21 protein-coding genes are annotated in these 22,870 nt (G+C 67.9%); 5 read left to right on the forward strand and 16 right to left on the reverse strand.

From position 1 onward, the window contains the following. Nucleotides 1-28 precede the first annotated feature (28 nt). On the reverse strand, nt 29-931 hold the full coding sequence (locus tag ACTJKQ_RS08900; RefSeq protein WP_440596623.1) for a LysR family transcriptional regulator: 903 nt from the start codon (nt 929-931) through the stop codon (nt 29-31). 160 nt (nt 932-1,091) lie between these two features. On the opposite strand from ACTJKQ_RS08900, the gene ACTJKQ_RS08905 reads away from it, so the two are divergent. The 3 genes from ACTJKQ_RS08905 to ACTJKQ_RS08915 are packed head-to-tail and all read left to right on the forward strand — an operon-like array spanning nt 1,092 to nt 2,809. After that, nucleotides 1,092-2,075, forward strand: a complete 984-nt coding sequence (locus tag ACTJKQ_RS08905; RefSeq protein ID WP_056065578.1) for a TerC family protein — start codon at nt 1,092-1,094, stop codon at nt 2,073-2,075. Between the two features lie 27 nt (nt 2,076-2,102). Next, a complete protein-coding gene (locus tag ACTJKQ_RS08910; protein ID WP_200938976.1) occupies nt 2,103-2,261 on the forward strand; it encodes a hypothetical protein in 159 nt (52 codons plus the stop codon). Continuing rightward, nucleotides 2,258-2,809 (forward strand): DUF2062 domain-containing protein, encoded by a 552-nt coding sequence (locus ACTJKQ_RS08915; RefSeq protein ID WP_015015949.1) that lies wholly within the window; start codon nt 2,258-2,260, stop codon nt 2,807-2,809. Before ACTJKQ_RS08910 ends, ACTJKQ_RS08915 begins: the two co-directional genes overlap by 4 nt. Before the next feature lie 43 nt (nt 2,810-2,852). On the opposite strand, the gene ACTJKQ_RS08920 is transcribed toward ACTJKQ_RS08915, so the two are convergent. The 4 genes from ACTJKQ_RS08920 to ACTJKQ_RS08935 form a co-directional block, all read right to left on the reverse strand. Next, nucleotides 2,853-3,821: a Bug family tripartite tricarboxylate transporter substrate binding protein gene (locus tag ACTJKQ_RS08920; protein WP_440596624.1), complete on the reverse strand. Its 969-nt coding sequence runs from the start codon at nt 3,819-3,821 to the stop codon at nt 2,853-2,855. A gap of 92 nt (nt 3,822-3,913) precedes the next feature. Continuing rightward, complete coding sequence (locus ACTJKQ_RS08925; protein WP_440596625.1) at nt 3,914-4,171, reverse strand: DUF2783 domain-containing protein; 258 nt, start codon at nt 4,169-4,171, stop codon at nt 3,914-3,916. A gap of 26 nt (nt 4,172-4,197) precedes the next feature. Continuing rightward, on the reverse strand, nt 4,198-5,850 hold the full coding sequence (locus ACTJKQ_RS08930) for an FAD-dependent oxidoreductase (protein WP_440596626.1): 1,653 nt from the start codon (nt 5,848-5,850) through the stop codon (nt 4,198-4,200). 28 nt (nt 5,851-5,878) lie between these two features. Then, on the reverse strand, nt 5,879-6,838 hold the full coding sequence (locus ACTJKQ_RS08935; RefSeq protein ID WP_288852809.1) for an MBL fold metallo-hydrolase: 960 nt from the start codon (nt 6,836-6,838) through the stop codon (nt 5,879-5,881). A gap of 142 nt (nt 6,839-6,980) precedes the next feature. On the opposite strand from ACTJKQ_RS08935, the gene ACTJKQ_RS08940 reads away from it, so the two are divergent. Further along, nucleotides 6,981-7,790: an IclR family transcriptional regulator gene (locus tag ACTJKQ_RS08940; RefSeq protein ID WP_192422084.1), complete on the forward strand. Its 810-nt coding sequence runs from the start codon at nt 6,981-6,983 to the stop codon at nt 7,788-7,790. Nucleotides 7,791-7,802: 12 nt separating this feature from the next. On the opposite strand, the gene ACTJKQ_RS08945 is transcribed toward ACTJKQ_RS08940, so the two are convergent. The 6 genes from ACTJKQ_RS08945 to ACTJKQ_RS08970 form a co-directional block, all read right to left on the reverse strand. After that, nucleotides 7,803-9,125, reverse strand: a complete 1,323-nt coding sequence (locus tag ACTJKQ_RS08945) for an O-acetylhomoserine aminocarboxypropyltransferase/cysteine synthase family protein (protein ID WP_440596627.1) — start codon at nt 9,123-9,125, stop codon at nt 7,803-7,805. Nucleotides 9,126-9,229: 104 nt separating this feature from the next. Next, complete coding sequence (locus ACTJKQ_RS08950; protein WP_288852812.1) at nt 9,230-9,745, reverse strand: CoA-binding protein; 516 nt, start codon at nt 9,743-9,745, stop codon at nt 9,230-9,232. Nucleotides 9,746-9,797: 52 nt separating this feature from the next. After that, on the reverse strand, nt 9,798-10,412 hold the full coding sequence (locus tag ACTJKQ_RS08955) for a thioredoxin family protein (protein ID WP_440596628.1): 615 nt from the start codon (nt 10,410-10,412) through the stop codon (nt 9,798-9,800). 46 nt (nt 10,413-10,458) lie between these two features. After that, complete coding sequence (locus ACTJKQ_RS08960; protein ID WP_440596629.1) at nt 10,459-12,711, reverse strand: protein-disulfide reductase DsbD family protein; 2,253 nt, start codon at nt 12,709-12,711, stop codon at nt 10,459-10,461. Nucleotides 12,712-12,953: 242 nt separating this feature from the next. Then, the gene (locus ACTJKQ_RS08965) at nt 12,954-16,790 is read right to left on the reverse strand and encodes a DUF748 domain-containing protein (protein ID WP_440596630.1); all 3,837 of its coding nucleotides are present in this window, start codon (nt 16,788-16,790) and stop codon (nt 12,954-12,956) included. 292 nt (nt 16,791-17,082) lie between these two features. Beyond that, nucleotides 17,083-17,835, reverse strand: a complete 753-nt coding sequence (locus ACTJKQ_RS08970) for an alanyl-tRNA editing protein (RefSeq protein ID WP_440596631.1) — start codon at nt 17,833-17,835, stop codon at nt 17,083-17,085. A 64-nt stretch (nt 17,836-17,899) separates the two neighbouring features. Here ACTJKQ_RS08970 and ACTJKQ_RS08975 point away from each other — a divergent pair, with 64 nt between their 5' ends. After that, complete coding sequence (locus ACTJKQ_RS08975) at nt 17,900-18,751, forward strand: creatininase family protein (protein WP_440596632.1); 852 nt, start codon at nt 17,900-17,902, stop codon at nt 18,749-18,751. Nucleotides 18,752-18,839: 88 nt separating this feature from the next. Here ACTJKQ_RS08975 and ACTJKQ_RS08980 read toward each other — a convergent pair whose 3' ends face one another. The 5 genes from ACTJKQ_RS08980 to ACTJKQ_RS09000 all read right to left on the reverse strand — a co-directional run bounded on the left by ACTJKQ_RS08980 (nt 18,840) and on the right by ACTJKQ_RS09000 (nt 22,827). Beyond that, the gene (locus ACTJKQ_RS08980; RefSeq protein ID WP_440596633.1) at nt 18,840-19,511 is read right to left on the reverse strand and encodes a histidine phosphatase family protein; all 672 of its coding nucleotides are present in this window, start codon (nt 19,509-19,511) and stop codon (nt 18,840-18,842) included. A 96-nt stretch (nt 19,512-19,607) separates the two neighbouring features. Further along, on the reverse strand, nt 19,608-20,591 hold the full coding sequence (locus ACTJKQ_RS08985; RefSeq protein WP_440596634.1) for a threonine dehydratase: 984 nt from the start codon (nt 20,589-20,591) through the stop codon (nt 19,608-19,610). Further along, the gene (locus ACTJKQ_RS08990) at nt 20,588-21,229 is read right to left on the reverse strand and encodes a LysE family translocator (RefSeq protein ID WP_056065617.1); all 642 of its coding nucleotides are present in this window, start codon (nt 21,227-21,229) and stop codon (nt 20,588-20,590) included. The genes ACTJKQ_RS08985 and ACTJKQ_RS08990 overlap by 4 nt, the downstream gene beginning before the upstream one ends. Nucleotides 21,230-21,235: 6 nt before the next feature. After that, a complete protein-coding gene (locus ACTJKQ_RS08995; protein WP_440596635.1) occupies nt 21,236-21,955 on the reverse strand; it encodes a VOC family protein in 720 nt (239 codons plus the stop codon). Continuing rightward, nucleotides 21,952-22,827, reverse strand: a complete 876-nt coding sequence (locus tag ACTJKQ_RS09000) for a PhzF family phenazine biosynthesis protein (RefSeq protein WP_440596636.1) — start codon at nt 22,825-22,827, stop codon at nt 21,952-21,954. The genes ACTJKQ_RS08995 and ACTJKQ_RS09000 overlap by 4 nt, the downstream gene beginning before the upstream one ends. Nucleotides 22,828-22,870: the final 43 nt, after the last annotated feature.

Genomic DNA, 22,870 nt, shown 5'->3' on the forward strand with positions numbered 1-22,870 from the left:
GCGCTAGATCGGTATGTGCTGGTAGCTATTAATTCAATAGCATTCCGCCCTGGCCTGCCTCCAGCAGCCGCGTGAGCAGCGGGTGCATCACCTTGCGGGCGCTGTAGATCAGGTGGAACTGCTCCTGCACGTCGGGTGCGGTACCCACCTGCACCAGCCCGTGGGTCTGGGCCAGGTGCTCGCCCAGCGAGACCGGCGCGGGCATCACGCCCATGCCGGTGGCGGCAAAGGTGCTCAAGAGGGCGCTGTCTTCAAACTCCCCGGCAATGCGCGGGCGGATGCGCTCGCGCTCCAGCCAGTGGTCGATGCGTGCGCGCATCGCGGCGTGGTCGGTGGGCAGCAGCACGGGCACCGCAGCCAGGCTGTGCGGGAAGTTGTTGGCCGCCGCCTCGGCCCACAGCGGGGGCGCATACCAGGCAATGGCGCTCGTGCCCAGCAGCTGGCTGGTGGTGCGCAGGGCCGGGTTGGGCGGCGCGGCGCGGTCGGCCAGCACCGCGTCGAGCTTGTGCAGCGCCAGCTCGCCCAATAGGGGCTGGAACTCGCCCTCATGGCACAGCAGGCGCAGGTGCGGCTCGTCCAGCACGGGCGTCAGCAGCCGGTGCACGGCCAGCTTGGCGATTCCGTCGGAGATGCCCAGGTTCAGCCGCAGCGTCTGGCCGCTGGCGGCCTCGCGCACGCGCACCGGCAGCAATTCGCCCAGCGCAAAAATGTGGTCGGCCTCGTGCAGCGCGGCCACGCCCGCGTCGGTCAGTACCAGGTTGCGGCCCTCGGTGCGCAGCAGGCTCACGCCCAGCGATTTTTCCAGCTCGCGCACCTGGGCGCTGATGGTCTGCACGGCCATGTCCAGCCGCTCTGCGGCGCGGGCGATGCCGCCCTCCTTGGCCACCACCCAGAAGTAGAAAAGATGGCGGTAGTTGAAGCTCTGGCTCATGATCTCTTTGCGGTGGGGCCGTTAAAAAAGTGTTTGGTTCGTAAAAACCGAACCAATACTACTGTGATCACAGGTTTTAAAGAAGTACCCCAGCCCCTACAGTCCGGGGCTTGGGCGTCCGGCGTGCCTGGGCGTGTGAGGGCATCTTTGGAGAAACTCGATGGAAACAATCGGAACGTGGTGGATGTGGGCGGGATTTGCCGTCTTCGTGGTCATCGCCATAGGCGTGGACCTGCTGGTCATGGAGCGCCAGGGCGCGCACAAGGTCACCATGGGCGAGGCCGCGCGCTGGAGCCTGTTGTGGTTCTCGCTCGCCTTTGTGTTCGTGGCCATCCTGTGGTGGTACCTGGACAGCAGCCAGGGCCGCGAGATCGCCAACACGGTGTCCATGCAGTTCATCACCGGCTACCTGGTGGAGAAGAGCCTGTCGGTGGACAACATCTTCGTCTTCCTGATGCTGTTCAGTTACTTTGCCGTGCCGCCGCAATACCAAAAGCGCGCGCTCATCATCGGCATCATCGGCGCCATCGTGCTGCGCACGCTGCTCATCCTGGCAGGCGCCTGGCTGCTGGCCACCTTCCACTGGCTGTTGTATGTGTTCGGTGCGTTCCTGGTCGTCACGGGCGTGAAGATGTGGTTTGCCGCCGGGCAGGAGCCTGACATCGCCACCAACCCGGTGCTCAGGTTCCTTAAAAAGCGCATCCGCATCACCGACCAGTTCGACGGCGAAAAGCTCTCGACCCTGATCAACGGCGTCAAGCACTACACCCCGCTGTTCGTGGTGCTGATCCTGATCGGCACGACCGACATCATCTTTGCGGTGGACAGCATCCCGGCCATCTTCGCGATCACGAGCGACCCGTTCATCGTGCTCACGGCCAACATCTTTGCCATCCTGGGTCTGCGTGCGCTGTACTTCCTGCTGGCAGACCTGGCCGACCGTTTCCACCTGCTGGCCTACGGCCTCGCGCTGGTCCTGGTCTTCATCGGCGGCAAGATGTTGCTCATCGACTTTGTGAAGATTCCGATTGGCTATGCGTTGCTGGTCACGGCCACGCTGATCGCCGGGTCTATCTTCCTGTCGCTGCGCAATTCGGGCGAGGCCGCCAAGGGTGCCCCACCCGCACTGCCCCCCAAGGCCTGATCGCTGCCAAACCCGGAGACTTGAGTCATGGATCTGATCGAATCGGTGATGCTGTGCATGTTGTTGGGCCTGGTGGGAGCCACTGCGATGGCCTACCGCGCTGAGAACGAGCCGCGCGACGTGAACCTGCTGGTGGGCCTCACCGCCTTGTGGGGCGCCGGCACCGCAGTCGCCTTCGTCGCATGATGCAGCCGCTGTGTCGCCTGCGCCGCTGGCTGCGGGCCCTGGAACCCCGGGCCCGGCAGCTGCTGGACCGCAGCTGGCTCGCGCAGTTCCAGCCCTGGCTGGAGCAGCGCGCGCTGTTCCGCTTTCAGCGCCAGCCGCTGGCGCGCGGGGTGGCGGCTGGCATGTTCTGCGGCCTGATCCCCGGGCCGCTGCAGATCCCGGGCACGCTGCTGGTGTGCGCCTGGCTGCGCGGCAACGTGGTGGCCGGAGGCGTGGCCACCTTCTATACCAACCCGCTCACCACGGTGCCGCTGTATGTGATGGCCTTCTACCTCGGGGCGCTGGTGATGCCCGGCGCGCAGACGCTGCCCGCCTGGAGCAGCGTGGCGCCTGGGGGTGAGTTCACGGTGCAGGCCCTGGGCACCTGGATGCAGGCGCTGGGCACGCCACTGCTGATCGGCCTGCCCACGCTGGGCCTGCTGCTGGCGGTGCTGGGCTATGTGACGGTGCAGCTGCTGTGGCTCGCACCCGCCTTGCACCGCAAGCGGAGGCTGGCGCGCAGCCGCTGAGCCCCGTATTCGGCCCACAACGTGGGCTCCCCCGCTTGGGGGGTCAGTCGAGTTTTACGCCCACCTTGGTGATGACGCGCCCCCACTTCTCCCGCTCGGCGCGCGCAAAGCTGCCCATCTGGGCGGCGGTGCCGGGCATGGGCTCCACACCCAGTGCCTGCAGGCGCGCCTTGGTGCGCGTGTCGGCCAGGGCGGTCTGCAGTGCCTTGCTGAAGTTCGCCACCACATCGGCCGGCGCGCCGGTGGGTACGACCAGGCCTTGCCACGCAAAACCTTCAAACCCCTGCAGGCCCTGCTCGGAAATCGTGGGCACATCGGGCATGGTGGTCACCCGCTGCGGGCTGGCCACACCAATGGCGCGCACCTTGTTGCCCGCGAGGAACGGGTATACCGTGGCGCTGTCGATCCACATCGCAGGCACCTGGCCTCCGATCACGTCCTGGATGGCCGGGGCTGCGCCGCGATAGGGCACATGCGTGAGCTTGAGACCGCTCTGCTCGCGGAACAGCTCGCCCACCAAGTGGTGCGGGCTGCCCGGCCCCGCCGACGCCCAGTTCACGCCATCGGCCTGGCCCTTGGCCCAGGCCATGAACTCCTTGAGGTTCTTGGCCGGCACGCTGTTGGACACTACCAGGAACATCGGGAAGCGCACCAGCAGGCCCACGGGCTGGAAGTCCTTTTCGGCGTTGTAGGCCAGCTTGCTGAACAGGAACGGGTTGGCCGCCAGCGTGGCGAAGTCGGCCGAGAACATCAGGTTGCCGTAGTCCTTGTTGCGCGCTGCGTACTCTGCGGCGATGTTGGTGCCCGCGCCGGGCTTGTTGTTGATGATGATGGGGCGGCCCAGCGTGGCCGACATGGATTCGGCAATGGTGCGCGCCACGATGTCCGAGCCGCCGCCCGCCGCATAGCCCACCACCCATTCGAGTGGCTTGGAATCCTGGGCGTGGGCCAGGGGCAGTGTGGTGGCCAGTGCCAGGCCCGCAAGGGTTGCGAGGAAATGTTTGCGCTGCATGGTGGTGTTGTCTCCGTAGTGGTCAAAGTTCAAGGCGGGTCGGACCCCGCACCGTCTGCGCGGTGCTGAAGTGCCAGGTGAAAAGGTGCGGGCTAGGCCGCCACCGCGTGGGTGGGCACCACGGGCGTGATGGCCGGGGTGGTGCGCCGGTCGGCCGTGGGCACGGCACTGCCGCGCGCCAGTTGCAGCGCGTGCTGCAGCGTGGCCTGGTCGCCGATGTGATTGGCCAGCAGCAGCACCAGGCGTGCGTTCAAGGCGTGGCTCTCGGGCGTGGGCAGGCCCTGGTGCGCGGCAATCAGCGCTTCATAGAAATCGTCGCAGGCCTGCAGGTTCGGTTGGGTGTTCAGCATGGGCATGTTCCTTATCGTCTTCCTGGTCAGACGGCTGCGGCCGTGGCACGGGCCAGTGCGCTGCGCACAGCCGCTTCGGTGGGCGTGCGCCAGCGTGCGCACACATGCTGGTCGGGCCGCACGAGGTACACGGTGCGCGGCAGCGCATCCAGCCGCTGGGCGGCCAGCGCCTGGTGGTCGATCACGTCGATGCCGATCTGCAGCACCTTCACACCGGGCAGGTCATGGGCCCATGCCGGGGCCGGGCCAAACACCAGCAGCGTGAAGTCCGGCCCCAGCTCGCGCAGCAGCCAGGTGGGCTGGCCCTGTTTCGTCAACGGTGCGTCCAGCAGCACGGCACCGGGCACCTGGGTGCCTGCGAAGTGATCGGTATCCGGCGTGTTCAGGGGCGACTGGTGCAGCGTGGCGGGCACCGACAGGCGCCCGCTGTTGACGATGCGCCTTGCAAACGCATGTTCGCGCGCCAGGTGCAGTGCCGCGTCGCGGAACAGGCGGCTCACCTCGCTCTTGGGCGTGATGAAGTCGGTGGCGCGGGTGGAGTTGCACAGGTTCTCGTCCGCCGCGTATTCACGCTCGGGGCCATAGGTGCCCACCAGTGCGGGGCTGGCGCGGCCCTGGAGCAACCAATCGAGCTTCCAGGCCAGGTTCTCCGCGTCCTGCACGCCGCTGTTGGCGCCCCGTGCGCCAAAGGGCGAAACGCCGTGGGCGCTGTCGCCCGCGAAGACGACGCGGCCGTGCACGAACTGGTCCATGCGCAGGCAGGCAAAGGTGTAGACGCTGGCCCAGTCCAGCTCAAACTGCGCATCCGCACCCAGCAGCGCCTTCACGCGCGGGATGATGTTCTCGGGCTTCTTTTCTTCTTCGGGGTCGGCGTCCCAGCCCAGCTGGAAGTCGATGCGCCAGACGTTGTCGGGCTGGCGGTGCAGCAGCACGCTCTGGTTGGGATGAAAGGGTGGGTCGAACCAGAACCAGCGCTCGGTCGGGAAGTTCGCCTCATCCGCCAACTTCACGTCTGCGATCAGGAAGCGGTCCTGAAAGATGCGCCCCTTGCTCTCCAGTCCCAGCATCTGCCGCGTGGGCGAGCGTGCGCCGTCGCAGGCCACCAGCCATTGCGCATCCATCTGGTAGGCGCCCTCGGGCGTGTCGATGCTCAGCAGCGCGCCGTCCGCGCGGCTTTGCACCGCAGTGACCTTGTTGTGCCAGCGGATGTCGATGCCCGGCAGCTGCAGCGCGCGCTCCACCAGGTAGGCCTCGGCGTAGTACTGCTGCAGGTTGATGAAGGCGGGGCGCTCGTGGCCTTCTTCTGGCAGCAGATTGAATTCATACAGCTGCTCGTCTTTGAGGAACACCTTGCCCAGGTTCCACGACACGCCCTTGTCCACCATGCGCTGGCCCACGCCCAGGCGGTCCCAGATCTCCAGCGTGCGCTTGGCAAAGCAGATGGCGCGCGAGCCGATGGAGAGCTTGTGGTCGTTGTCCAGCACCACCACACGCTGCCCGCGCTGGGCCAGGTCGATGGCGAGCGACAGGCCCACAGGGCCCGCGCCGATGACCACGATGGGGTGCTGTGCGGGCGTGGCGCGGTCTTGGTCGGGCGAGCGCACGTAGCCGAAGTCGATGGCCTGCACTTCGGCGCCACTGGCGTGGAAGGCTTCGGTGGGAATGTCTCTGGGGTTCATATCTTTTGTCTCCTCCAGCCTCGGCGGATCAGCCTTCCAGGGCTTTCCACATCTGGACATCACGCTCGGCGGTCCAGATGCGTGGGTCGGGGTATTGCGTGGCCTCGTCGTACGCACGGGTCACGTCAAACGGCATGCAGTGGTTGAAGATGACCCAGTGCCCGTACTTGGGCTGCAGTTGGGCAAACGTGGCCTCGTAGACCTTGCGCAGGTCCTCGCCCTTGGCCGCACTGGCCTTCACGCTCTCGTACAGGTCGCTGATGAAGGCGCGTGTGCCCGCCAGGCCCGCCTGCACCTGCTCGGGCGTCTGCAGCGCGGCGCCACGGCCGGGCACCAGCTTCTCGGGCTTCAGCGCCGCGATGTTGTCCAGGGTCTGCGGCCAGTCCTGGAAATACGCGTCGCCCGCATACGGCGTGGCGTCGAACTCCACCAGGTCGCCGCTGAACAGGATCTTTTCCTGCGGCAGCCAGGCCACCGTGTCGCCCTTGGTGTGGCCCCGGCCCAGTTGCAGGATCTGCACCTCCAGCTTGCCCAGCCACAGGGTCATCTTCTTGTTGAAGGTCATGGTCGGCCAGGTCAGGCCGTCCGGCACGCTCTCCACGTTCTGGAACAGGCGCGGAAAGCGGCCGATCTCGCTGTCCTTGTCGAACTGGCCGCGCTCCACGATCAGGTCGCGCGTGTCCTCGCTGGCAATGATGTGCTCGGCGCCGTAGGCGCTTGCGCCCAGCACGCGCACCGCGTGGTAGTGGGAGAGCAGGACGTACTTGATGGGCTTGTCCGTCACCTCGCGGATGCGGCGGATCACGTCCTGCGCCATCACGGGCGTGGCCTGGGTGTCGATGACCATCACTGCGTCGTCGCCAATGATGATGCCGGTGTTGGGGTCGCCCTCGGCCGTGTAGGCATAGGCGTGGTCGGAGAGCTTGTCGAAGCTCACCTTCTTCACTTCGAGGTCGGCGGCGGAGGCAAAGGTTTTGACGGTGCTCATGGTGGTGATTTGTTAATAGTGAATGCGTTTATCTAAACGGAATGCGTTGATGTTAGGCAAGAAATTCGTTCATGTCTAACGCATTTGTTTAGGTGTAAACCCGAAGGGCGTGTGGATGCTGTGCTGCGTGGACAATCGCCCCATGCCCATGACGACCCCCGACCTGCCCCCCGCCGACGACGAAGACACGCCCCGCAGCCCGCGCGGCATCCAGAGCGTGGAGGTGGGCGGCCAGCTGCTGAAGGTGCTGGCGCGCACCGGCCGGCGCATGGCGCTCAAGGACCTGGCCCGCGCGGCGGACATGACGGCCGCCAAGGCCCACCCCTACCTGGTGAGCTTTGGCAAGCTGGGCCTGATCGAGCAGGACGCCGTGAGCGGCCACTACGGCCTGGGCCCCTTGGCCATGCAGCTGGGCCTGATCAGCCTGCAGCAGGTGGACCCGGTGCGCCTGGCCATTGCCGAGCTGCCCGCGCTGGCCCAGCGCATCGGCTACACCGTGTCGGCCTCGGTCTGGGGCGACAACGGCCCCACCATCATTCGTGTGGAAGAGGGCCCCACCGCCGTGTATGTGGCCATGCGCCACGGCACCACGGCCTCGGTGCGGCACACGGCCACGGGCAAGGTGTTTGCGGCCTTCGGCCCGCGAGAGCGGGCAGCGGCTGCGCTGGCGGCCGAAGGGTTTGCGGGCGCTTTGGACGAGACCGCCTTTGCGGCCGAACTGGAGGCTGTGCGCCAGCACCAGATCAGCGAGGTGACCGACCAGCTCCTGCCCGGCATCAGCGCGCTGGCCACGCCGGTGTTTGATGGCTTCGGGCAGCTGGTGCTGTGCATCGCCGTGATCGGTCCCAGCGCCACGCTGCAGACCGGGCCCGCCAGCCCGGCGGCGCAGCATCTGCGCGAGGCGGCCCGGAGTTTGTCGCAGCGGTTGGGCGCGCCGGTCAGCCCCGTGTAGTCCGCAGGGCGATCAGCCCGCTGCGCGCCCCAGCGCCTGGTCCACGTCCCACAGGATGTCGTCCAGGTCTTCAATCCCCACCGACAGCCGCACCATATCCGCGCTCACACCCGCGCGGGCCAGTTCTTCTTCGTTCAGCTGGCGGTGCGTGGTCGATGCAGGGTGGATCACCAGCGTCTTCGCGTCGCCGATGTTGGCGAGGTGGCTTAAGAATTCACATGCGTCGATAAACTTCTCGCCCGCCGCCGCGCCGCCCTTCACGCCAAACGTGAGGATGCCCGAGGCGCCCGGCGCGCCATCCACCGCGCGGAACTGCTTTTGCGCCAGGTCGTAGTACGGCGAATCCGCCAGGCCCGGGTAGTTGACCCACGCCACCTGCGGATGGCTCTGCAGAAACTTCGCCACGGCCAGCGCATTGCGGCAGTGCTCGCGCATGCGCAGGTGCAGCGTTTCGGCGCCCTGCAGCAGCTGCCACGCGTTCATGGGCGAGAGCACGCCGCCAAAGGTGCGGTTGACCTCCATGCGCGCCTTCATCGTGTAGCCGAAGTCGCCAAAGGTCTCGTAGAACTTCACGCCGTGGTAGGCGCGGCTGGGCTCGACCATCTCGGGGAATTTGCCGTTGTCCCATGGGAACTTGCCGCCTTCCACCACAACACCACCCATGGTCGTGCCGTGGCCGCCGATGTACTTGGTGGCGCTGTGCACCACGATGTCGGCGCCCAGCTGCAAGGGGTTGCACAGGTAGGGACTGGCCACCGTGTTGTCGATGACCAGGGGCACGCCGTGCGCATGCGCCACTGCGGCCACGGCCGCGATGTCGAGCACGTTGACCAGCGGGTTGCCAATGGTCTCGCCATACACGGCGCGGGTGTTGGGGCGCATGGCGCGCGCAAAGTTCTCGGGGTCGGCCGGGTCCACAAACGTGGTCTCGATGCCCAGACGCGAAAAGCCCACGCCCAGCTGCCCCACGGTGCCGCCGTAGAGCGTGCTGGCTGCCACGATGTGGTCCCCGGTTTTGAGGATGGCCAGCAGCGCCGCCATCTGCGCGGCCATGCCGCTGGCGCAGGCCAGGGCCGCGCGGCCGTTTTCGAGGCTGGCGATGCGCTCCTCGAACACCGCCACCGTGGGGTTGCTGATGCGGCTGTAGACATTGCCAAAGGTCTGCAGGTTGAACAGGCTGCTCGCGTGCTCGGCGTTGTCGAACACAAAGCTGGTCGTCTGGTGGATGGGCGTGGCGCGCGCGCCGGTCACCGGGTCGGGCTGTGCCCCGGCGTGAATGGCGCGGGTGCCAAAGCCGAAGTGTCGGTCGGCACCGTTGGATGTGGGCTCGGTCATGGCGGTGGCGCAGCCTGCAGTGCTGCGCAGGGGGTTGGGTGAAGGAATTTGAATGAAATTAGCCGCAAGCGCTAGTGCAATATGCGCTGGAGGCTATCAATTTGCTAGTAAGGCAGCTGCCGCAAGCGCTTGGCGCTGATCACGCGCGTGTTCACGCCCATCCAGCCCAGGCCGCCAAACAGACGCGCGTGTTCGATCTTCACGCAGCGGTTTTGAATGACTTGCAGGCCCGCCGCCTCGGCGCGCAGGCCGGCGGCCTCGTTGAACACGCCCAGCTGCAGCCACAGGCACTGTGCGCCGATGGCGACGGCTTCGTCGGCCAGTGGCGGGATGTCCTCACTCTTGCGAAAGCAGTCCACCATGTCGATCTTCTGGCCTTGCGCTGCCAGCGCTGCGGCCGCCTCGGTCACGCTGGTGTAGGCCGCCTCGCCCAGAATCTGCGCGCCCTCACGCGCCACCAGCGGGTTGACCGGAACGATGCGGTAGCCATGCGCCTGCATGTACTTGGCGGCAAAGTAGCTGGGGCGGTGCCACTGCGGCGAAAGGCCCACCACCGCAATGGTGCGGCAGGCGGTGAGCAGGTGGCGCAGGGTGCTGATGGTGTCAGGGGTGTGGAGCATGCAAACAGTGTACGCATGCCCCGGGACCGTGGACCAGCGTCACCGCAGCCGGTCAGGCCGGCGACTTGTACTTGATGCTGCACCCGTACGGCGCCGTCGTCGCCGCCGAGATCGGCTTGCCCGCCAGCGCCTCCGCCAGCCCCACCTTCACATAGTTGGTGGCCTTTTCGATGTCGGCAGGGCGGGCCGAGGGGATGCTGTCGATGCCGCCCGCGTAGACCAGCATGCCCTGCGGGTTGACGATGTACAGGTGCGGCGTGGTGCGGGCACCGTAGCTCTTGCCCACAGTGCCCTCCTCGTCCATGAGCACGGCGGTGGGGGCGGCCTTGCGCTCCTGCTTCCAGGCCATCAGCTTGGCGGGTTCCAGGTAGTCGCTGCTGGCTTTTTCGGTGGAGTTGATGGACAGCCACACCACGCCTTGGCCGGTGGCGTCCTTCTGTGTGGCGGGAATGTTGCCGCTGTCGTAGTGTTTGCGCACAAAGGGGCAACCGGGGTTGGTCCACTCCAGCACCACGTGTTTGCCCTTGAAGTCCGACAGGCGAACGGTTTTTCCGTTGGTGTCCTTGAGCATGAAGTCGGGCGCGGGCTGGCCCACGGTGGCGGCGGCCTGGGCGCCCAGGGTAACCAGGGCGGCGGTGGCAATCAACGTACGGCGAAGCAGCTTCATGGCGGGGTCTCCTGAAGGGTTGGCGGGTTGTCGAAAGCGGGGAGGGCTACAGCTGGGCGATGGTGGCGCGCACCTCGTCCACGCTGAGCACCTCGGTCAGCACCACCGGCGGCTTGCCGGGGCGGTAGAACACGTACACCGGCACGCCGCTGCGGCCCAGCGACGCCAGGGCGGCGGTGATGGCAGGGTCGCGGCGCGTCCAGTCGGCGCGCAGCAGGGCCACGTTCTTGGTTTGCAGGTCTGCGACCACGTTGGCATCCGCCAACGTGGTCTTCTTGTTGTATTGGCAGGTCACGCACCAGGCGGCGGTGAAGTCCACAAACACGGGGCGGCCACCGGCCACGATCTGCTCGGCCGCGCCGGGTGCCCAGGGCTGCCAGCCGGTGGTGGAGACCTGCGGGGACGACGTGGCCGCCTGCGCGGCAGGCATGTTGGTGACGTGCGGCGCAAAGGCCCAGACCAGCAAGGCCATGGCCGCGATGGACACTGTGGCCATCCACACCCGCGCCCGCCCGGCCAGCGACAGGGCCCACACCACCAGCGACAGGCCCACCAGCAGGATCAGCAGCGCACCCGCGCCGTCGATGCCGCTTTGCTGGCCCAGCACCCACACCAGCCAGACCACGGTGGCCAGCATGGGGAAGGCCATGAGCTTGCGGAAGGTGTCCATCCAAGCGCCGGGGCGGGGCAGGGCGCGCGCCACGGCGGGCACAAAGCTGGCCGCCAGGTACGGCAGCGCCAGCCCCAGGCCCAGTGCTGCAAACACGGCCAGCGCCTGAGGCGCAGGCAGCGTGGCGGTCAGGCCCAGGGATGCGCCCATGAATGGCGCCGTGCACGGCGAGGCCACGGCCACGGCCAGCACGCCGGTGAGAAAACTGTCGGCCACCGGGTGGCGCGCCTGCAGGCTGGCCACCGAGGACGGCAGGAAATGCCCGAACTCGAACACGCCCGCCAGGTTCAGCGCGATCAGGGTGAACAGCGCCGCCAGAGATGCCACCACGGCGGGCGACTGCAGCTGAAAGCCCCAGCCCACCGCCTCGCCCGCCGCGCGCAGGCCCAGCATGAGCGCGCCCAGGGCGATGAACGACAGCACCACGCCCGCTGTGTAGGCGATGCCGCTGACGCGGTGCGCACGCCGGTCTTGCGCGTGCTGGGTAAAGCCCACCACCTTGATCGCCAGCACCGGGAACACGCAGGGCATGAGGTTGAGGATGAGGCCCCCGAGCAAGGCGCCCAGCAGCGCGGCCGTCAGGGTGAGGGACGAGGCGCCGGAGGCTGCGGCGGGCGTTGCTGCGCCGCCTGCCTGCGCCGCATTGGCTTTGAGCGCGGCCTCCAGCGCGGGCGACACGCTGGCCACCGATGCGCCCTGCGGCCAGGTGCCCAGCACCTTCAGTTCGGCGCGGTAGCCGGTGCGGGTGTCGGGGCCGGTGCCGTGGCCCGGGGCCGCCTGCTCGGCCAGCACCACGGGCATCAGGCTGGGGCTGGCGCTGCGCTGGGCCGACAGGGGGATCTGCGCGGTCCAGACGCTGCCGTTCCAGCTCTGCTTCCAGCTCGCCGCGTTGTCGATGACCTCGGCGGTTTCGGGGAACAGGTCCAGTGTCTTGCCACGCAGCGCCACGGGCAGGCCCTGCACGCTGACGTTCAGCAGGTTGCCGTCCGCAATCTGCGCCTGGCTGTCGGGCACGATGCCGTTGGTGCCTGCCACCACGGCGCGGGGATGGGCCTTGGCGGCCGCCTCAAAGGCAGCACTGCTCAGTGCCGTGGTGCTCTGGATGGGCAGCTGCAGCGTGAATTCACCTTCTTCGGGAATGCACTCCTTGCGGCACACCAGCCACGAGGCGCGCAGCTTGATGGTCGCGTCCTTGGCCAGCGGGCTGGGGGCATAGGTGCTGGCCACGGTGACGGGCACGGGCAGCAGCACCGTGCCTTCATAGCCATAGTTGGCCAGCGTGCCGATGGGGATCTTCTTGGGCAGGGGCCAGGCAATCTCGCCCGCGTCCAGACCGGCGGGCAGCGTCCAGGCCAGGTCGGTGGGCAGGCCGGAGTCGCCAGGGTTCTTCCAGTAGGTGTGCCACTCGGGCTGGTGGGTGATCGAAAGGCCCAGCCAAAGCGGCTGGCCGGGCGCCACGCCCTGGGGCGCATGGGCCAGCAGCTCGGCACGCACATAGGGCGTGGTGACCACGCTGGTGCCCTGTCCGCTGGTTTTGGTGCCCAATTGGGCGCTAGCGCTAGTCCATAAAGCGCTGGCAGCTATAAAAAAGAGAGTGGCTGCAAGGCGGTGGAACAGGCGTGAAGGCATGGTGCAGTGTGGGAGCGGGCGGGGCGGGATTGGTTCCGGCGCAGCCGCCGTTTCGATTCTCGATCCACCATTGTGCTTGGAGCCGTCCATGTCCGTGGAAACGGGCGCGGCCAGTACCAGGGCCCCCGCGCAAGGGCCGCCCCGCCGCGAAAGCGGCGTATCCAGCCTTTTGCGCAGGGGGCGTCCCCCTACCGCGTAGCGAGAGAGGGGGAAGGCGCAGTAGGAGACTCAGGGAGTGTTGCTCACTGTGTCGCCAGGCTCAATTCCGCACGCGGTGTCCACTTTTCTGCCTGTTTGCCCGCTTTTGATGCCGCGACAAACAGTCGCTCCACCGGCAGCTTTTGCGACACCAGGTACGCGCGGATCGCCTGGCCGCGCTGCGTGGCCAGTTCGGCGGCCATGGCCTCGGTGGCGGGCTGGTTGGCCAGCAGCAGGGCTTCCATCTCGGGCACCGTGAGCTCCTTGGTCAGGCCGACCAGGTTGCGCGGCTTGGGGATGTCGGCGCGGCGGTACACCTCCTTGAGCAGGGCGGGGTATTCGGCGGCCGATACGGGGGCGGTATCGCCCGGATTGGCGCGGCGTTTTTCGGCCAGCACCCGTTGTTGCAGGCTCTCGCGCCGCAGGCCTTCGCGCTCGTCCTGCAGGCTGGCCGTGCCGGTCACAGTGATCTTGAGCGCGGGGCGGTCGGCCAGGGCCTTGGCCACCTTGTCCAGGTTCTGCTGCGCCTCGGGTGTGAGGGTGGCGCTGCCAGGGGCAAAGGGCACGTGGCTCATCTCGTCGCCACCGCCGAAGGCGCTGGCCAGCAGGCTGAAGGGCGAGGTCAGCGCCTTGCCGATGAGGTTGACGATGATCTTGAAGATCACGGGGCCGATGCGGAACTGCGGGTCGTTGAGCGAGCCGCTGATGGGTAGGTCCAGGTCGATCACGCCCTGGCGGTCGGCCAGCAGGGCCACGGCCAGCTTCACGGGCAGGCTGTTGGGGGCGCCTTCCACGGGCTCGCCAAAGGTCAGCTGGTTGAGCACCAGCCGGTTGCTGGCGGTGAGCTGGCCGTTGGGCAGCACCTTGTAGTTCACGTCCACGCTGAGCTTGCCGCGCTCGATGCCGTGGCCCGCGTATTTGACGGAATAGGGCGTGAGCGGGGGAAGCTCCAGGTCGCGCACCTTACCTACGATGTCGAGGGCCAGCGGTTTGGCCAGCGGGTTGAGCTTGCCGGTGACTTCGAGCGATGCCGAGCCCTCGGCGCGGCCGCGCAGCTCCAGGTCGGCCAGCAGGGGCTCGCCACCCGAGGCTTCGGACGAGAACGCGCTGAGCTTGCCGGTCAGCTCCGACAGGTCGGCCGAGTAGTTGGGCTTGATGAAAAAGTCCGAAAACAGCACCTTGCCGTTGACCAGGCTCACGGGGCCAAAGACCACCACAGGGGCCAGTGGGTCGGCCTGGGCCACCGCCGCAGGAGCAGGAGCGGTGGGAGTTGCCGATGCGGCTGATGCGGGGGCTGATGCCGTGGGGGCGGCCGTGCTGGCTGCGGCGCTGGCCGCATTGGCCGCCCGTGCCTCGGCCGGGGTCTTGGCAATGTCGCTCAGGTTGATGCGGCCGGCCTCGTTGATGGTGACCCGGGCAAAAAAGTCCACCAGGCTGGTTTCCTTGACCTCCACGCGCGGCGCGGTGCCGGGGGCGGTGGCCACGGCCAGGCCGCGCAGGTTCAGGCTTTTCCAGGCCAGCAGTTCCTCACCCACCTGGGCCTCGGTCTTGGGGGTGAAGGCGGCGGTGCTGTTGGCCTGCAGGTCTTCCACCACGGCATCACCGCTCAGACGCAGGCTGACTCCTTTGTCGGTCTGCGCCAGGGCCACCTGGCCCCGGTAGCCCACGTCGGCGCGCAGCAGCTCTACCGACAGCTGGCTGGCCAGGTAGCCGTCCAGTGCGTGCAGCGGCAGGCGGGTGGCGTCGAGCTTGCCCTGGGTGGTCAGCGGCTGCAGGGCCAGCGTGCCCTGGTAGTCGAGCTTGCCCGGCGCGGCCTTGCTGCCCTTGCCCGGTGCGGCGGCGCGGGCGGTGAGCGTGAAGGCTTCGGGCTTGCTGCCGTCGCTGGCCAGGTTGCGGGCGGTGATGCCCAGGGCCGTCACGTCCAGCGCCACGGGGCGCGGCTGGGCGTTGTCGGCCAGCGAGACGGTGCCGCCCTGCAGCGAGAAGTCGGCCACGCGCAGCTTCCAGGGTGTGCTGGTGCTGGCGGGTGCTGCGTCAGCCGTTGCCGCCGGGGCCGTGGTGCTGCCGGGCGCTGCCTTCAGCCAGCGCTCGAACATCCAGCGCCCGTCGGCGCCCCGTTCCACCGCCAGTTGCGGCTGGCTGATGGCCAGGCGCTCCAGCGTGGCAGTGCGCGCATCCAGGGGCACCTCGGCGCCCGCAATGTCGAGCTTGCCCAGGCTGGCCAAGGTGGTCTTGCCCTGCTTGACGGCCAGTTGCTCCAGCGCCAGGGGGCCTGCCTTGAGGGTGACGCCGGTGGCGCCCGCCTGTGCGGCCTGTGGCGCGGGCGCTTGCCAGGCCACAGCCACATCGCCGCTGAGCTGGCCGGTCACCATGGGCTCCAGCGTCTGGGCCAGGTAGGGCGCGGCCAATTGCAGGGGCAGGGCGTTCAGGGTGGCGTTGACCTGGGCCTTCTGGTCGGTGGCTTCGCCGTTGAAGCTGAGCGTGCTGCCTTGCAGGTTGAGCCCGCCTTTGAAGCTGAAGGGCTTGGCGTTGTCCTTGGCAAAGGGCAGGGCGACGTCGGCCGCATCCAGCGTGATGTCGGTGGCCTGCAGGGCGGCAGCGGGGCGTGTGGTGGCGTCGGCCCAGCGCAGGGTGCCCCCACGCACGGCGGCGGTGGCGACTTCCACCGCCCAGGCGGGGGCGGCTGTCTTGGCCTTGGCTTTGCCTGTGGAGGCGGGGGACGCTGGGGCGGATGCTGCGCTGGCCGGTGGCGAAGCGGCAGTGTCAACTGAGGCGGATGCCGCAGGTGTGGCGGGCTTGCCCTTGGCGGGCGTGGAAGGCTGCGCTGGCGGGGTGGGCGTTGCCAGTTGCGCCAGGTTGATCTGACCGCTGGCGTCGCGGGTGGCGGTCACCACGGGCGCCGTCAGCTCCACATGCTGCAGGCGCACCACCTGGTCCAGCGGGCGCACATCGGCCATGTCGATCTTCAGGCGCTCGTAGCTCAGCAGGTCGGCGCCCTGGCGGTCGGCCATGCGCACACCGCTGGCCTGCACGGTGCCGGTCAGCTTCACGGCCATGCGCGGGTGCTGTTCAAAGGCCACCTTCACATCCGCATCCAGCGTGGCTCCCAACACCTTGACGGGCAGGTTGGCCGGCAGGTAGCCCAGGTAGGGTGCGAGGTTCAGGCCATCCAGCCGGATCTGCGCGTCGGCTTTGCCGGTCTGTGCAAACGGCGTGCCCTCGGCGGAGGAGTCAAACCGGCTGCCGTCCAGTGTGAACGCCAGGTGGGGCTCCACCTTCACCTCGCGCTGCGAGGGCAGGGTGCTGATGAACGGCACTTTCAGCGCCAGCGCACGCACCTCGTGGGTCTCGCTGACGGTGTTGTCGATGAAGTCGATGCTGCCGCCGGTGAGCGCCAGGTTGTACAGCGCCAAGCGCGCGGGGCCGGTGTCTGGCTCGGGCTCGCTCTTGGGCGCGGTGACCTTGGCAATGATGTCGTCCACGTCGTAGCGGCCGTCGCCCAGGTGGGTGATGCGCAGGACCGGGTTTTCGATGGTGAAGGCGTCCACCACCGGCGCCAGGCGCAGCAGGGATTGCAGCTCGCCATCGGCATAGATGCGGCCAATGGTCAGCTGTGGGGGCGCACCGTTGGCGCCCGCCACGGTCACGTCACGCAGGGCGAATTCCAGGCTCCAGGGCTCAAAGTCGATGCCGCCCACCGTCACGGTGCGCCCCAGTTGCTCGGACGCGATGCGCTCCAGCGGGCCCTTGACCAGTGGCGGAATGGCGAGCCAGGTGACCAGCCACAGGGCGATCAAACCCGCCAGCGCGCGGACGGCGGGGCGGAACCAGCGGTGCTGGCGCAAAGAGGCAAAAGAGACGGAGCGCAGGGAGATCGGCATGGCGGCAGGCTAGGGTGGGCGCTGCGGCCCCGGGGGCTGGCGAAAAACCAGAGGGGTCGCGCGCGAGCCGCTATTGTCCCTGCAGTGCGTCAGCCGAGGTAAGCCATTGCAACAGGTGGGGGTGGGTGGTTCAAGATTGTTGACAGTGGGGTGCTGCGCTCTGCGCCTCGCTCCCTGGGCAAAGCCCAGCACCACCCGGCGGGTGGTGGCTCAGGACCGTGTCTTTTGGTGCGCGCTCACTTGCGCTGCGCACAAGTGAGTGCACCCCAAAGAAAAGCGCTCTTCGCTTCGCTCACTGGGCGAAGCCCAGCACCACCCTGCGGGTGGTGGCGCTTTTCTTTTCAATCTTGGTCACCACGATGACGCCGATCTCCGACGTGTTGGCCACATGCGTGCCGCCACAGGGCTGCAGGTCGATCAGTGGCGCGTCGGCTTCGCCGCCGATGCGGATGGTGCGGATGCGCCCGGTGCCGCGGGGGGGCTGCACGCTCATGCTTTTGACCAGCGCGGGGTTCGCGTCCAGTTCTTCATCGCTGATCGAGGCCACGGTGAGTGGGTGCGCGGCAGCCACCAGGGTGGCGATGGCGGCAGTCAGCTGCTCCTTGTCCAGCGGGTCGGTCATCGCAAAGTCCAGCCGCGCGTAGTCGGGTGTGATGGAGCAGCCGTTGACCAGCTGCGGCACCACATGGCACAGCAGGTGGCTGGTGGTGTGCAGCCGCATCATGCGGTGGCGGCGCTCCCAGTCGATGCGGGCCGTGACGGTGGTGCCGGGCGTGAGCTGCGCCACGCGGTCTTCCTGCCCGGGGGCGGGGATGTGAACGATGTCGCTGGTGGGATTGCCGTCGGCGTCCTTGCCCTTGCGGGTGTCGGCAATGGTGATCTGCGTGCCGTCTGCCAGCACCACCACGCCGCTGTCACCGGCCTGGCCGCCGCCCAGGGGGTAGAACACGGTCTGGTCCAGCACGATGCCGGCATCGGTGATAGCGGTGATGTGGGCGCTGCATTCGCGCAGGTAGGCGTCTTGGCGGAAGAGGTCTTGGGTCATGGTGGCATGTTAGCCGCGCCACTGGCCGTTTCCCAGAGGCCGGCGGCGCCGCTACCATGCACGCATGACTTCTGCTGCCTTGACCCCCTTGCCCTCCCGCTTCTGGGCCGACTTGTCCACCCGTGATTTCGCGGCGCTAAAGGCCAGCGGGCGGGCTGAACAGGTGGTGGCCGTGCTGCCTGTGGCGGCTGTCGAGCAGCATGGGCCGCACCTGCCCCTGTCGGTCGATGCGACGCTGCTGCAGGGCGTGATCGATGCCGCGCTGCCGCACCTGCCCGCCGAGTTGCCCGTGCTGTTCCTGCCGCCACAGAACGTGGGTCTGAGCCCGGAGCACATCCGCTTTCCCGGCACGCTCACGCTGTCGCCCGCCACGGTGATTGCGCTGTGGACCGAGATCGGCGAGTGCGTGGCCCGCGCGGGCATCCAAAAGCTGCTGCTGTTCAACGGTCACGGCGGACAGGTGAGCGTGATGGACATCGTGGCGCGCGAGCTGCGCACGCGCTGCGACCTCATCGTCTACAGCGCCAGCTGGTTCAGCCTGCCGCTGCCCGATGCGGTGGCGGGCCAGTTCAGTGCCGAGGAGCACCGCTTTGGCATCCATGCGGGCGAGATTGAGACATCGATGATGCTGCACCTCGCGCCCGCCACCGTGCAGATGGCGCACGCGCAAAACTTCCGCTCCACCTCGCAGGACCGGTCGGAGCGCTACGCCATCCTGGGCAACGGCAAAAGCGCCAAGCTGGGCTGGCAGATGCAGGACTACCACCCGGCGGGTGCCGTGGGTAACGCGGCCGCAGCCACGGCCGACAAGGGACAAGCGGTGGTGGACGCAGCAGCGCAACAACTGGTGGCGCTGCTGCAGGAACTGCAGGCGCTGCCGCTGTCTACCCTGGCGGATGGTCCCCACTTGCGCTGAACCGGCTTGCTATATTTTTAATAGCTTCCGACGCATGATCTACTAGCGCAAGCGGCCTGAAAGACTCAGAAATCCGAAATATCGGTGCTCAGGCGTGCGTCACCCACTGCGCGTGCTCCAGCTCGTTCAGGTGCGGCAGCGTGTTGAAGGTCTGCAACATCAACCGCTTGGGCGAGATGGAGAACTCCGTCACCGCGCTGTTGCGGATGCGCATGTTCAGCGCAATGGTCACCTCGGGCGCCGTGCCCAGCACCTCGCCCACGGCGGTCGAGATGGGGCCGCCGCTGCTCACCAGCAGCACGTTCTGGCCCGCATGGTGGTGGCGCACATGGTCCAGCGCGCTGCGCACACCGGCCGAAAACTCGTTCCAGCTGGGCATGCCCTGGGGGCTGATGACGCCTGCCATCCACTGCGCCAGCGCGTCGCACAGGATGCGAAAGTGCGCGCGGTATCGCTCTGGCGTGTCGGCCGGGCCCAGGGGCTGGGGGTGGATGGCGGCGATCAGCGCATGGCTGTCGTATTCATTGAGGCCCGGCAACTGCAGCACCTCGGGGGTGGTCTGCAGGCCCTCGGCAATGCCTTCCAGCGTTTGCGTGTGGCGGCGCAGCGTGCCGGTGATGACGGCATCAAACCCCAAGCCGCGTGCGCGCCAGTATTCGCCCAGGCGCACTGCCTGCTGGCGGCCCAGAGCGCTGAGCTGGTCGTAATCTTCCGCGCCAAACGAGGCCTGGCCGTGGCGCACGAGGTAGAGGGTTCCCATGCGGCGGATTGTGATCAGAACCCGCCGCAGGCGTTTGTCGCAAAAGCGACCGATGCTATTAAATGTGTAGCTTTTTCGGTTGAAGCTGCAAGGGCTTCAGCCCGCCAGAACGCTGCCGAACATGGGCGCATCCACGTTGCCGCCCGTCAACGCCAGGCCCACGTGCAAACCCTGTAGCTGGTCGCGTTCCTGCAGCGCCGCCGCCAGCGCTGCCGCACCTGCGCCTTCGGCCACGTTGTGGGTGTCGGTGAACAGGGCGCGCATGGCGGCGGCCACCTCGGCGTCGCTCACCTGCACGATGTGGTCGATGTGTGGCGCCATCACGGCCAAGGCCTCGGCGTCGGCCACGCGGCAGGCCATGCCGTCGGCGAGCTGGGTGGTCACCGGTGCTTCGACCACGTGGCCAGCGGCCAGCGAATCGGCATAGGTGGTGGCGTGGCTGCTGACCACGCCGACCACGCGCACGGGGTGCTGCAGCGCCAGCTTGGCGGCGATGGCCGAGCACGCGCCCGAGCCCTGGCCGATGGGCACGTACACCACATCGAGCTGCGGCACGGCGCGCAAAAATTCCCACCAGTAGGTGCTCACGCCCCGCAGCAGGTCGGGGTGGAAGCTGGGCACCATGTGGGCGCCGCGCTGGGCCGCGAGCTGGATGGCGTGTTCGCGCGCTTCCTGAAAGTCGTCGCCGTGTTCGATGAGCGTGACGCCCAGCGCGCGCATGGCGGCGTTCTTCTCCAACGAGTTGCCACGCGGCACGACGATGGTGCAGGCCACGCCGTGGCGGCGCGCGGCCCAGCCCATGCTCTGGCCGTGGTTGCCGCGTGTGGCGCTGATGACTTCAGAAGGCAGCGCGCCGCGCTGGGCGAGCTGGTCGAAGTAGGTCAGGCCGCCCCGGATCTTGAAGGCGCCCACGGGCGTGTGGTTCTCGTGCTTGAGCCAGCAGTCGGTGCCCAGGCGCTGGCTGAGCAGGCCCCAGCGGTACTGGGGCGTGGCGGCGAAGTCGCGGTACACCACCTGGGCGGCGGCTTCGATGTCGGCCAGGGTGGGCAGCAGGGCGGTGGGGTCGAGGCGGGTGTTCATGCGGCGGCTTTCTTTTCGGTGAGGAGGCGCAGGGCGAGCAGACCGAGGACGGTGCCCATGAAGTAGCGCTGCGCGCGCATCCATGCGGCGTTGCGGTTGAGGAACAGCGCCACGCGGGCGGCGCCCAGCACCAGCAGGGCGTTGACGGCGGCGCTGGTGCTGATCTGCACCGCGCCCAGCGTGAGGCTTTGTTGCAGCAATTGGCCGCGCTCGGGGTGCAGAAACTGGGGGAAGAACGACAGGTAGAACATGGCCACCTTGGGGTTCAAGAGGTTGGTCATGAAGCCCATGAGGAACAGTGTGCGCGGGCTGTCGTGCGGCAGGTTGCGCGCTTCAAACGGCGCAGCGCCACCGGGTTTGACGGCCTGCCAGGCCATCCACAGCAGGTAGGCGGCACCGGCGTAGCGGATGGCGTCGAACGCCAGCGGCACGGCCGCCAGCAGCGCGGTGAGGCCCAGCGCCGCCGCCAGCAGGTGCACGACAAAACCCAGCACCACACCGGTCAGCGAGATGAGCCCGGCGCGTGGCCCCTGGGTAAGGCTGCGCGAGACGCAGTACACCATGTTGGGTCCCGGCGTGAGCACCAGCACGAGCGCGGCGAGCGCGAAGAGCAGCAATTCCTGCAACGAAAACAGCATGGCGGTTTACTCCTGAGAGGTGACTGAGGTGAGGGTGACGGCGCCCCGTGGCGTGCGGAGCAGGGCGGAGAGGCGCGGCGCGGTGCCCGGCGTGACGAGGACGGAGGCGGCGACACCCACGGCGGTGCACGCGGCCTGCAATGTGGCGGCTTGCGGGTGCTGCAGTGCAAGCTGCTCCAGTTGCACGCCGCTGGCGGGCAGGCTGTCGCAGGGGTGCGCCGCGCCCCACTGGATGAGCGTGGGCAGGCAGCCGTCCATCAGGCGCAGGCCGTCGTCCCGCACGGTGATCTGCCATTGCAGCAGGCCATGGGGCGTGGGGCGGCTGGCGGTGATGACGGCGCCACGATCCATGTCCAGCGCTGACAACGCGGTGCACGCGGCCGCCACGTCGGGCACGCTGGCCACCCAGTGAATGAGCTGGGGACCGTGTTGCGCCACCTGGCCCTGCAAATTGGCGTCATCCATGTCAAACCAGCGCCTTGCGTTAGTGGATATTGCCTTGGATGCTCCTGGGTTGATAGCAATTATCTCCAGGTAAGCGCGCGGATGCGTGGGGCTTGCGACGTTGAAGATGCGGTTGTGCGTGCCCATCAGCGGGTGTTCGCCGCCTGCCGTGGGGGTGATGCCCAGCGTGCGTTCGCACCAGGCCACACCGCTGGCCAGGTCGGCCGCCAGCACGACCAGGTGGTCCACGCAGGCGGGTTGCTGGGTGGTGGTGGCGGTCACAGCAGCACCTCACCGGCCATGCAGGTGACCGAGCTGCCGCCCACCCAGATCGTGTCGCCGTCCTGCTGCACGTACACCCGCCCGGCGCGCCCCAGGCAGGTGCCTTGGGCGGCCACATATTGGGCGGGGGCCAGCCCGGCGCCGATGAGCCATTGCGCCAGCGCTGCGTTGAGGCTGCCGGTCACGGGGTCTTCGGCCAGGCCGTTGTTGCCGGGGAAGAAGGCGCGCACTTCAAAGGCGATGCCTTCGGCGTCGGTGCTGCCAATGACGCCCACCTTGCCACGCGGGCCGACCACGCCCACGTCCAGCTGGCCAAGGATGCTGGCGTCAGGCTTCAGCGCCAGCACCTGCTCGCTGCTGCGCAGCAGCACACCCCGCCAGTTGGGGCCGTTGTCGCACCAGGCGTGGTGCAGGATGTCGCTGCGCGCCACGCCCAGGCCCCGGGCAATCAGCGCCACGTCGTCTTCGGCCAGCGGGCCGCTTTGGATGAGGGGCGGCGCGGCAAAGGCCAGGCGCTCGCCGTCCTGGCGCAGCGTGACCAGGCCCACGCCACATTCCTGCACCACTTTGCCCGCGACCTGGGGCCGTCCGCCGGCTTGGAGCCAAGCGTGGCAGCTGCCCAGCGTGGGGTGGCCTGCAAAAGGCAGTTCGCGCCCGGGGCAGAAGATGCGCACGCGGTAGTCGGCACCGGCGGCGCGCCCTTCCGGGGTGGGGGGCAGCAGGAAGGTGGCTTCGGACAGGTTGGTCCAGTTGGTGAAGTCCTGCATGGCTTCGGTGCCGAGGCCGGAGCCGTCCAGCACCACGGCCAGAGGGTTGCCACGATAGGGCGTGGCGGTGAATACATCGACTTGCTGGAACGGGCGTTGGTGCATGGTGGTCAGGTCCTTGGTCAATCAAACGGGCAGTGAAGCGGGG

Source organism: Acidovorax sp. 22279 (assembly GCF_052045435.1).
GTDB classification, from domain to species: Bacteria; Pseudomonadota; Gammaproteobacteria; order Burkholderiales; family Burkholderiaceae_C; genus Acidovorax; species Acidovorax delafieldii.

What these genes read in the sequence shown, in the direction of transcription:
- ACTJKQ_RS08900 (WP_440596623.1), bottom strand. Translation starts at nt 931, where the DNA reads ATGAGCCAGAGCTTCAACTACCGCCATCTTTTCTACTTCTGGGTGGTG.
- ACTJKQ_RS08975 (WP_440596632.1), top strand. Translation starts at nt 17,900, where the DNA reads ATGACTTCTGCTGCCTTGACCCCCTTGCCCTCCCGCTTCTGGGCCGAC.
- ACTJKQ_RS08905 (WP_056065578.1), top strand. Translation starts at nt 1,092, where the DNA reads ATGGAAACAATCGGAACGTGGTGGATGTGGGCGGGATTTGCCGTCTTC.
- ACTJKQ_RS08945 (WP_440596627.1), bottom strand. Translation starts at nt 9,125, where the DNA reads ATGACCGAGCCCACATCCAACGGTGCCGACCGACACTTCGGCTTTGGC.
- ACTJKQ_RS08920 (WP_440596624.1), bottom strand. Translation starts at nt 3,821, where the DNA reads ATGCAGCGCAAACATTTCCTCGCAACCCTTGCGGGCCTGGCACTGGCC.
- ACTJKQ_RS08930 (WP_440596626.1), bottom strand. Translation starts at nt 5,850, where the DNA reads ATGAACCCCAGAGACATTCCCACCGAAGCCTTCCACGCCAGTGGCGCC.
- ACTJKQ_RS09000 (WP_440596636.1), bottom strand. Translation starts at nt 22,827, where the DNA reads ATGCACCAACGCCCGTTCCAGCAAGTCGATGTATTCACCGCCACGCCC.
- ACTJKQ_RS08940 (WP_192422084.1), top strand. Translation starts at nt 6,981, where the DNA reads ATGCCCATGACGACCCCCGACCTGCCCCCCGCCGACGACGAAGACACG.
- ACTJKQ_RS08965 (WP_440596630.1), bottom strand. Translation starts at nt 16,790, where the DNA reads ATGCCGATCTCCCTGCGCTCCGTCTCTTTTGCCTCTTTGCGCCAGCAC.
- ACTJKQ_RS08915 (WP_015015949.1), top strand. Translation starts at nt 2,258, where the DNA reads ATGATGCAGCCGCTGTGTCGCCTGCGCCGCTGGCTGCGGGCCCTGGAA.
- ACTJKQ_RS08925 (WP_440596625.1), bottom strand. Translation starts at nt 4,171, where the DNA reads ATGCTGAACACCCAACCGAACCTGCAGGCCTGCGACGATTTCTATGAA.
- ACTJKQ_RS08970 (WP_440596631.1), bottom strand. Translation starts at nt 17,835, where the DNA reads ATGACCCAAGACCTCTTCCGCCAAGACGCCTACCTGCGCGAATGCAGC.
- ACTJKQ_RS08960 (WP_440596629.1), bottom strand. Translation starts at nt 12,711, where the DNA reads ATGCCTTCACGCCTGTTCCACCGCCTTGCAGCCACTCTCTTTTTTATA.
- ACTJKQ_RS08990 (WP_056065617.1), bottom strand. Translation starts at nt 21,229, where the DNA reads ATGCTGTTTTCGTTGCAGGAATTGCTGCTCTTCGCGCTCGCCGCGCTC.
- ACTJKQ_RS08985 (WP_440596634.1), bottom strand. Translation starts at nt 20,591, where the DNA reads ATGAACACCCGCCTCGACCCCACCGCCCTGCTGCCCACCCTGGCCGAC.
- ACTJKQ_RS08980 (WP_440596633.1), bottom strand. Translation starts at nt 19,511, where the DNA reads ATGGGAACCCTCTACCTCGTGCGCCACGGCCAGGCCTCGTTTGGCGCG.
- ACTJKQ_RS08955 (WP_440596628.1), bottom strand. Translation starts at nt 10,412, where the DNA reads ATGAAGCTGCTTCGCCGTACGTTGATTGCCACCGCCGCCCTGGTTACC.
- ACTJKQ_RS08935 (WP_288852809.1), bottom strand. Translation starts at nt 6,838, where the DNA reads ATGAGCACCGTCAAAACCTTTGCCTCCGCCGCCGACCTCGAAGTGAAG.
- ACTJKQ_RS08910 (WP_200938976.1), top strand. Translation starts at nt 2,103, where the DNA reads ATGGATCTGATCGAATCGGTGATGCTGTGCATGTTGTTGGGCCTGGTG.
- ACTJKQ_RS08950 (WP_288852812.1), bottom strand. Translation starts at nt 9,745, where the DNA reads ATGCTCCACACCCCTGACACCATCAGCACCCTGCGCCACCTGCTCACC.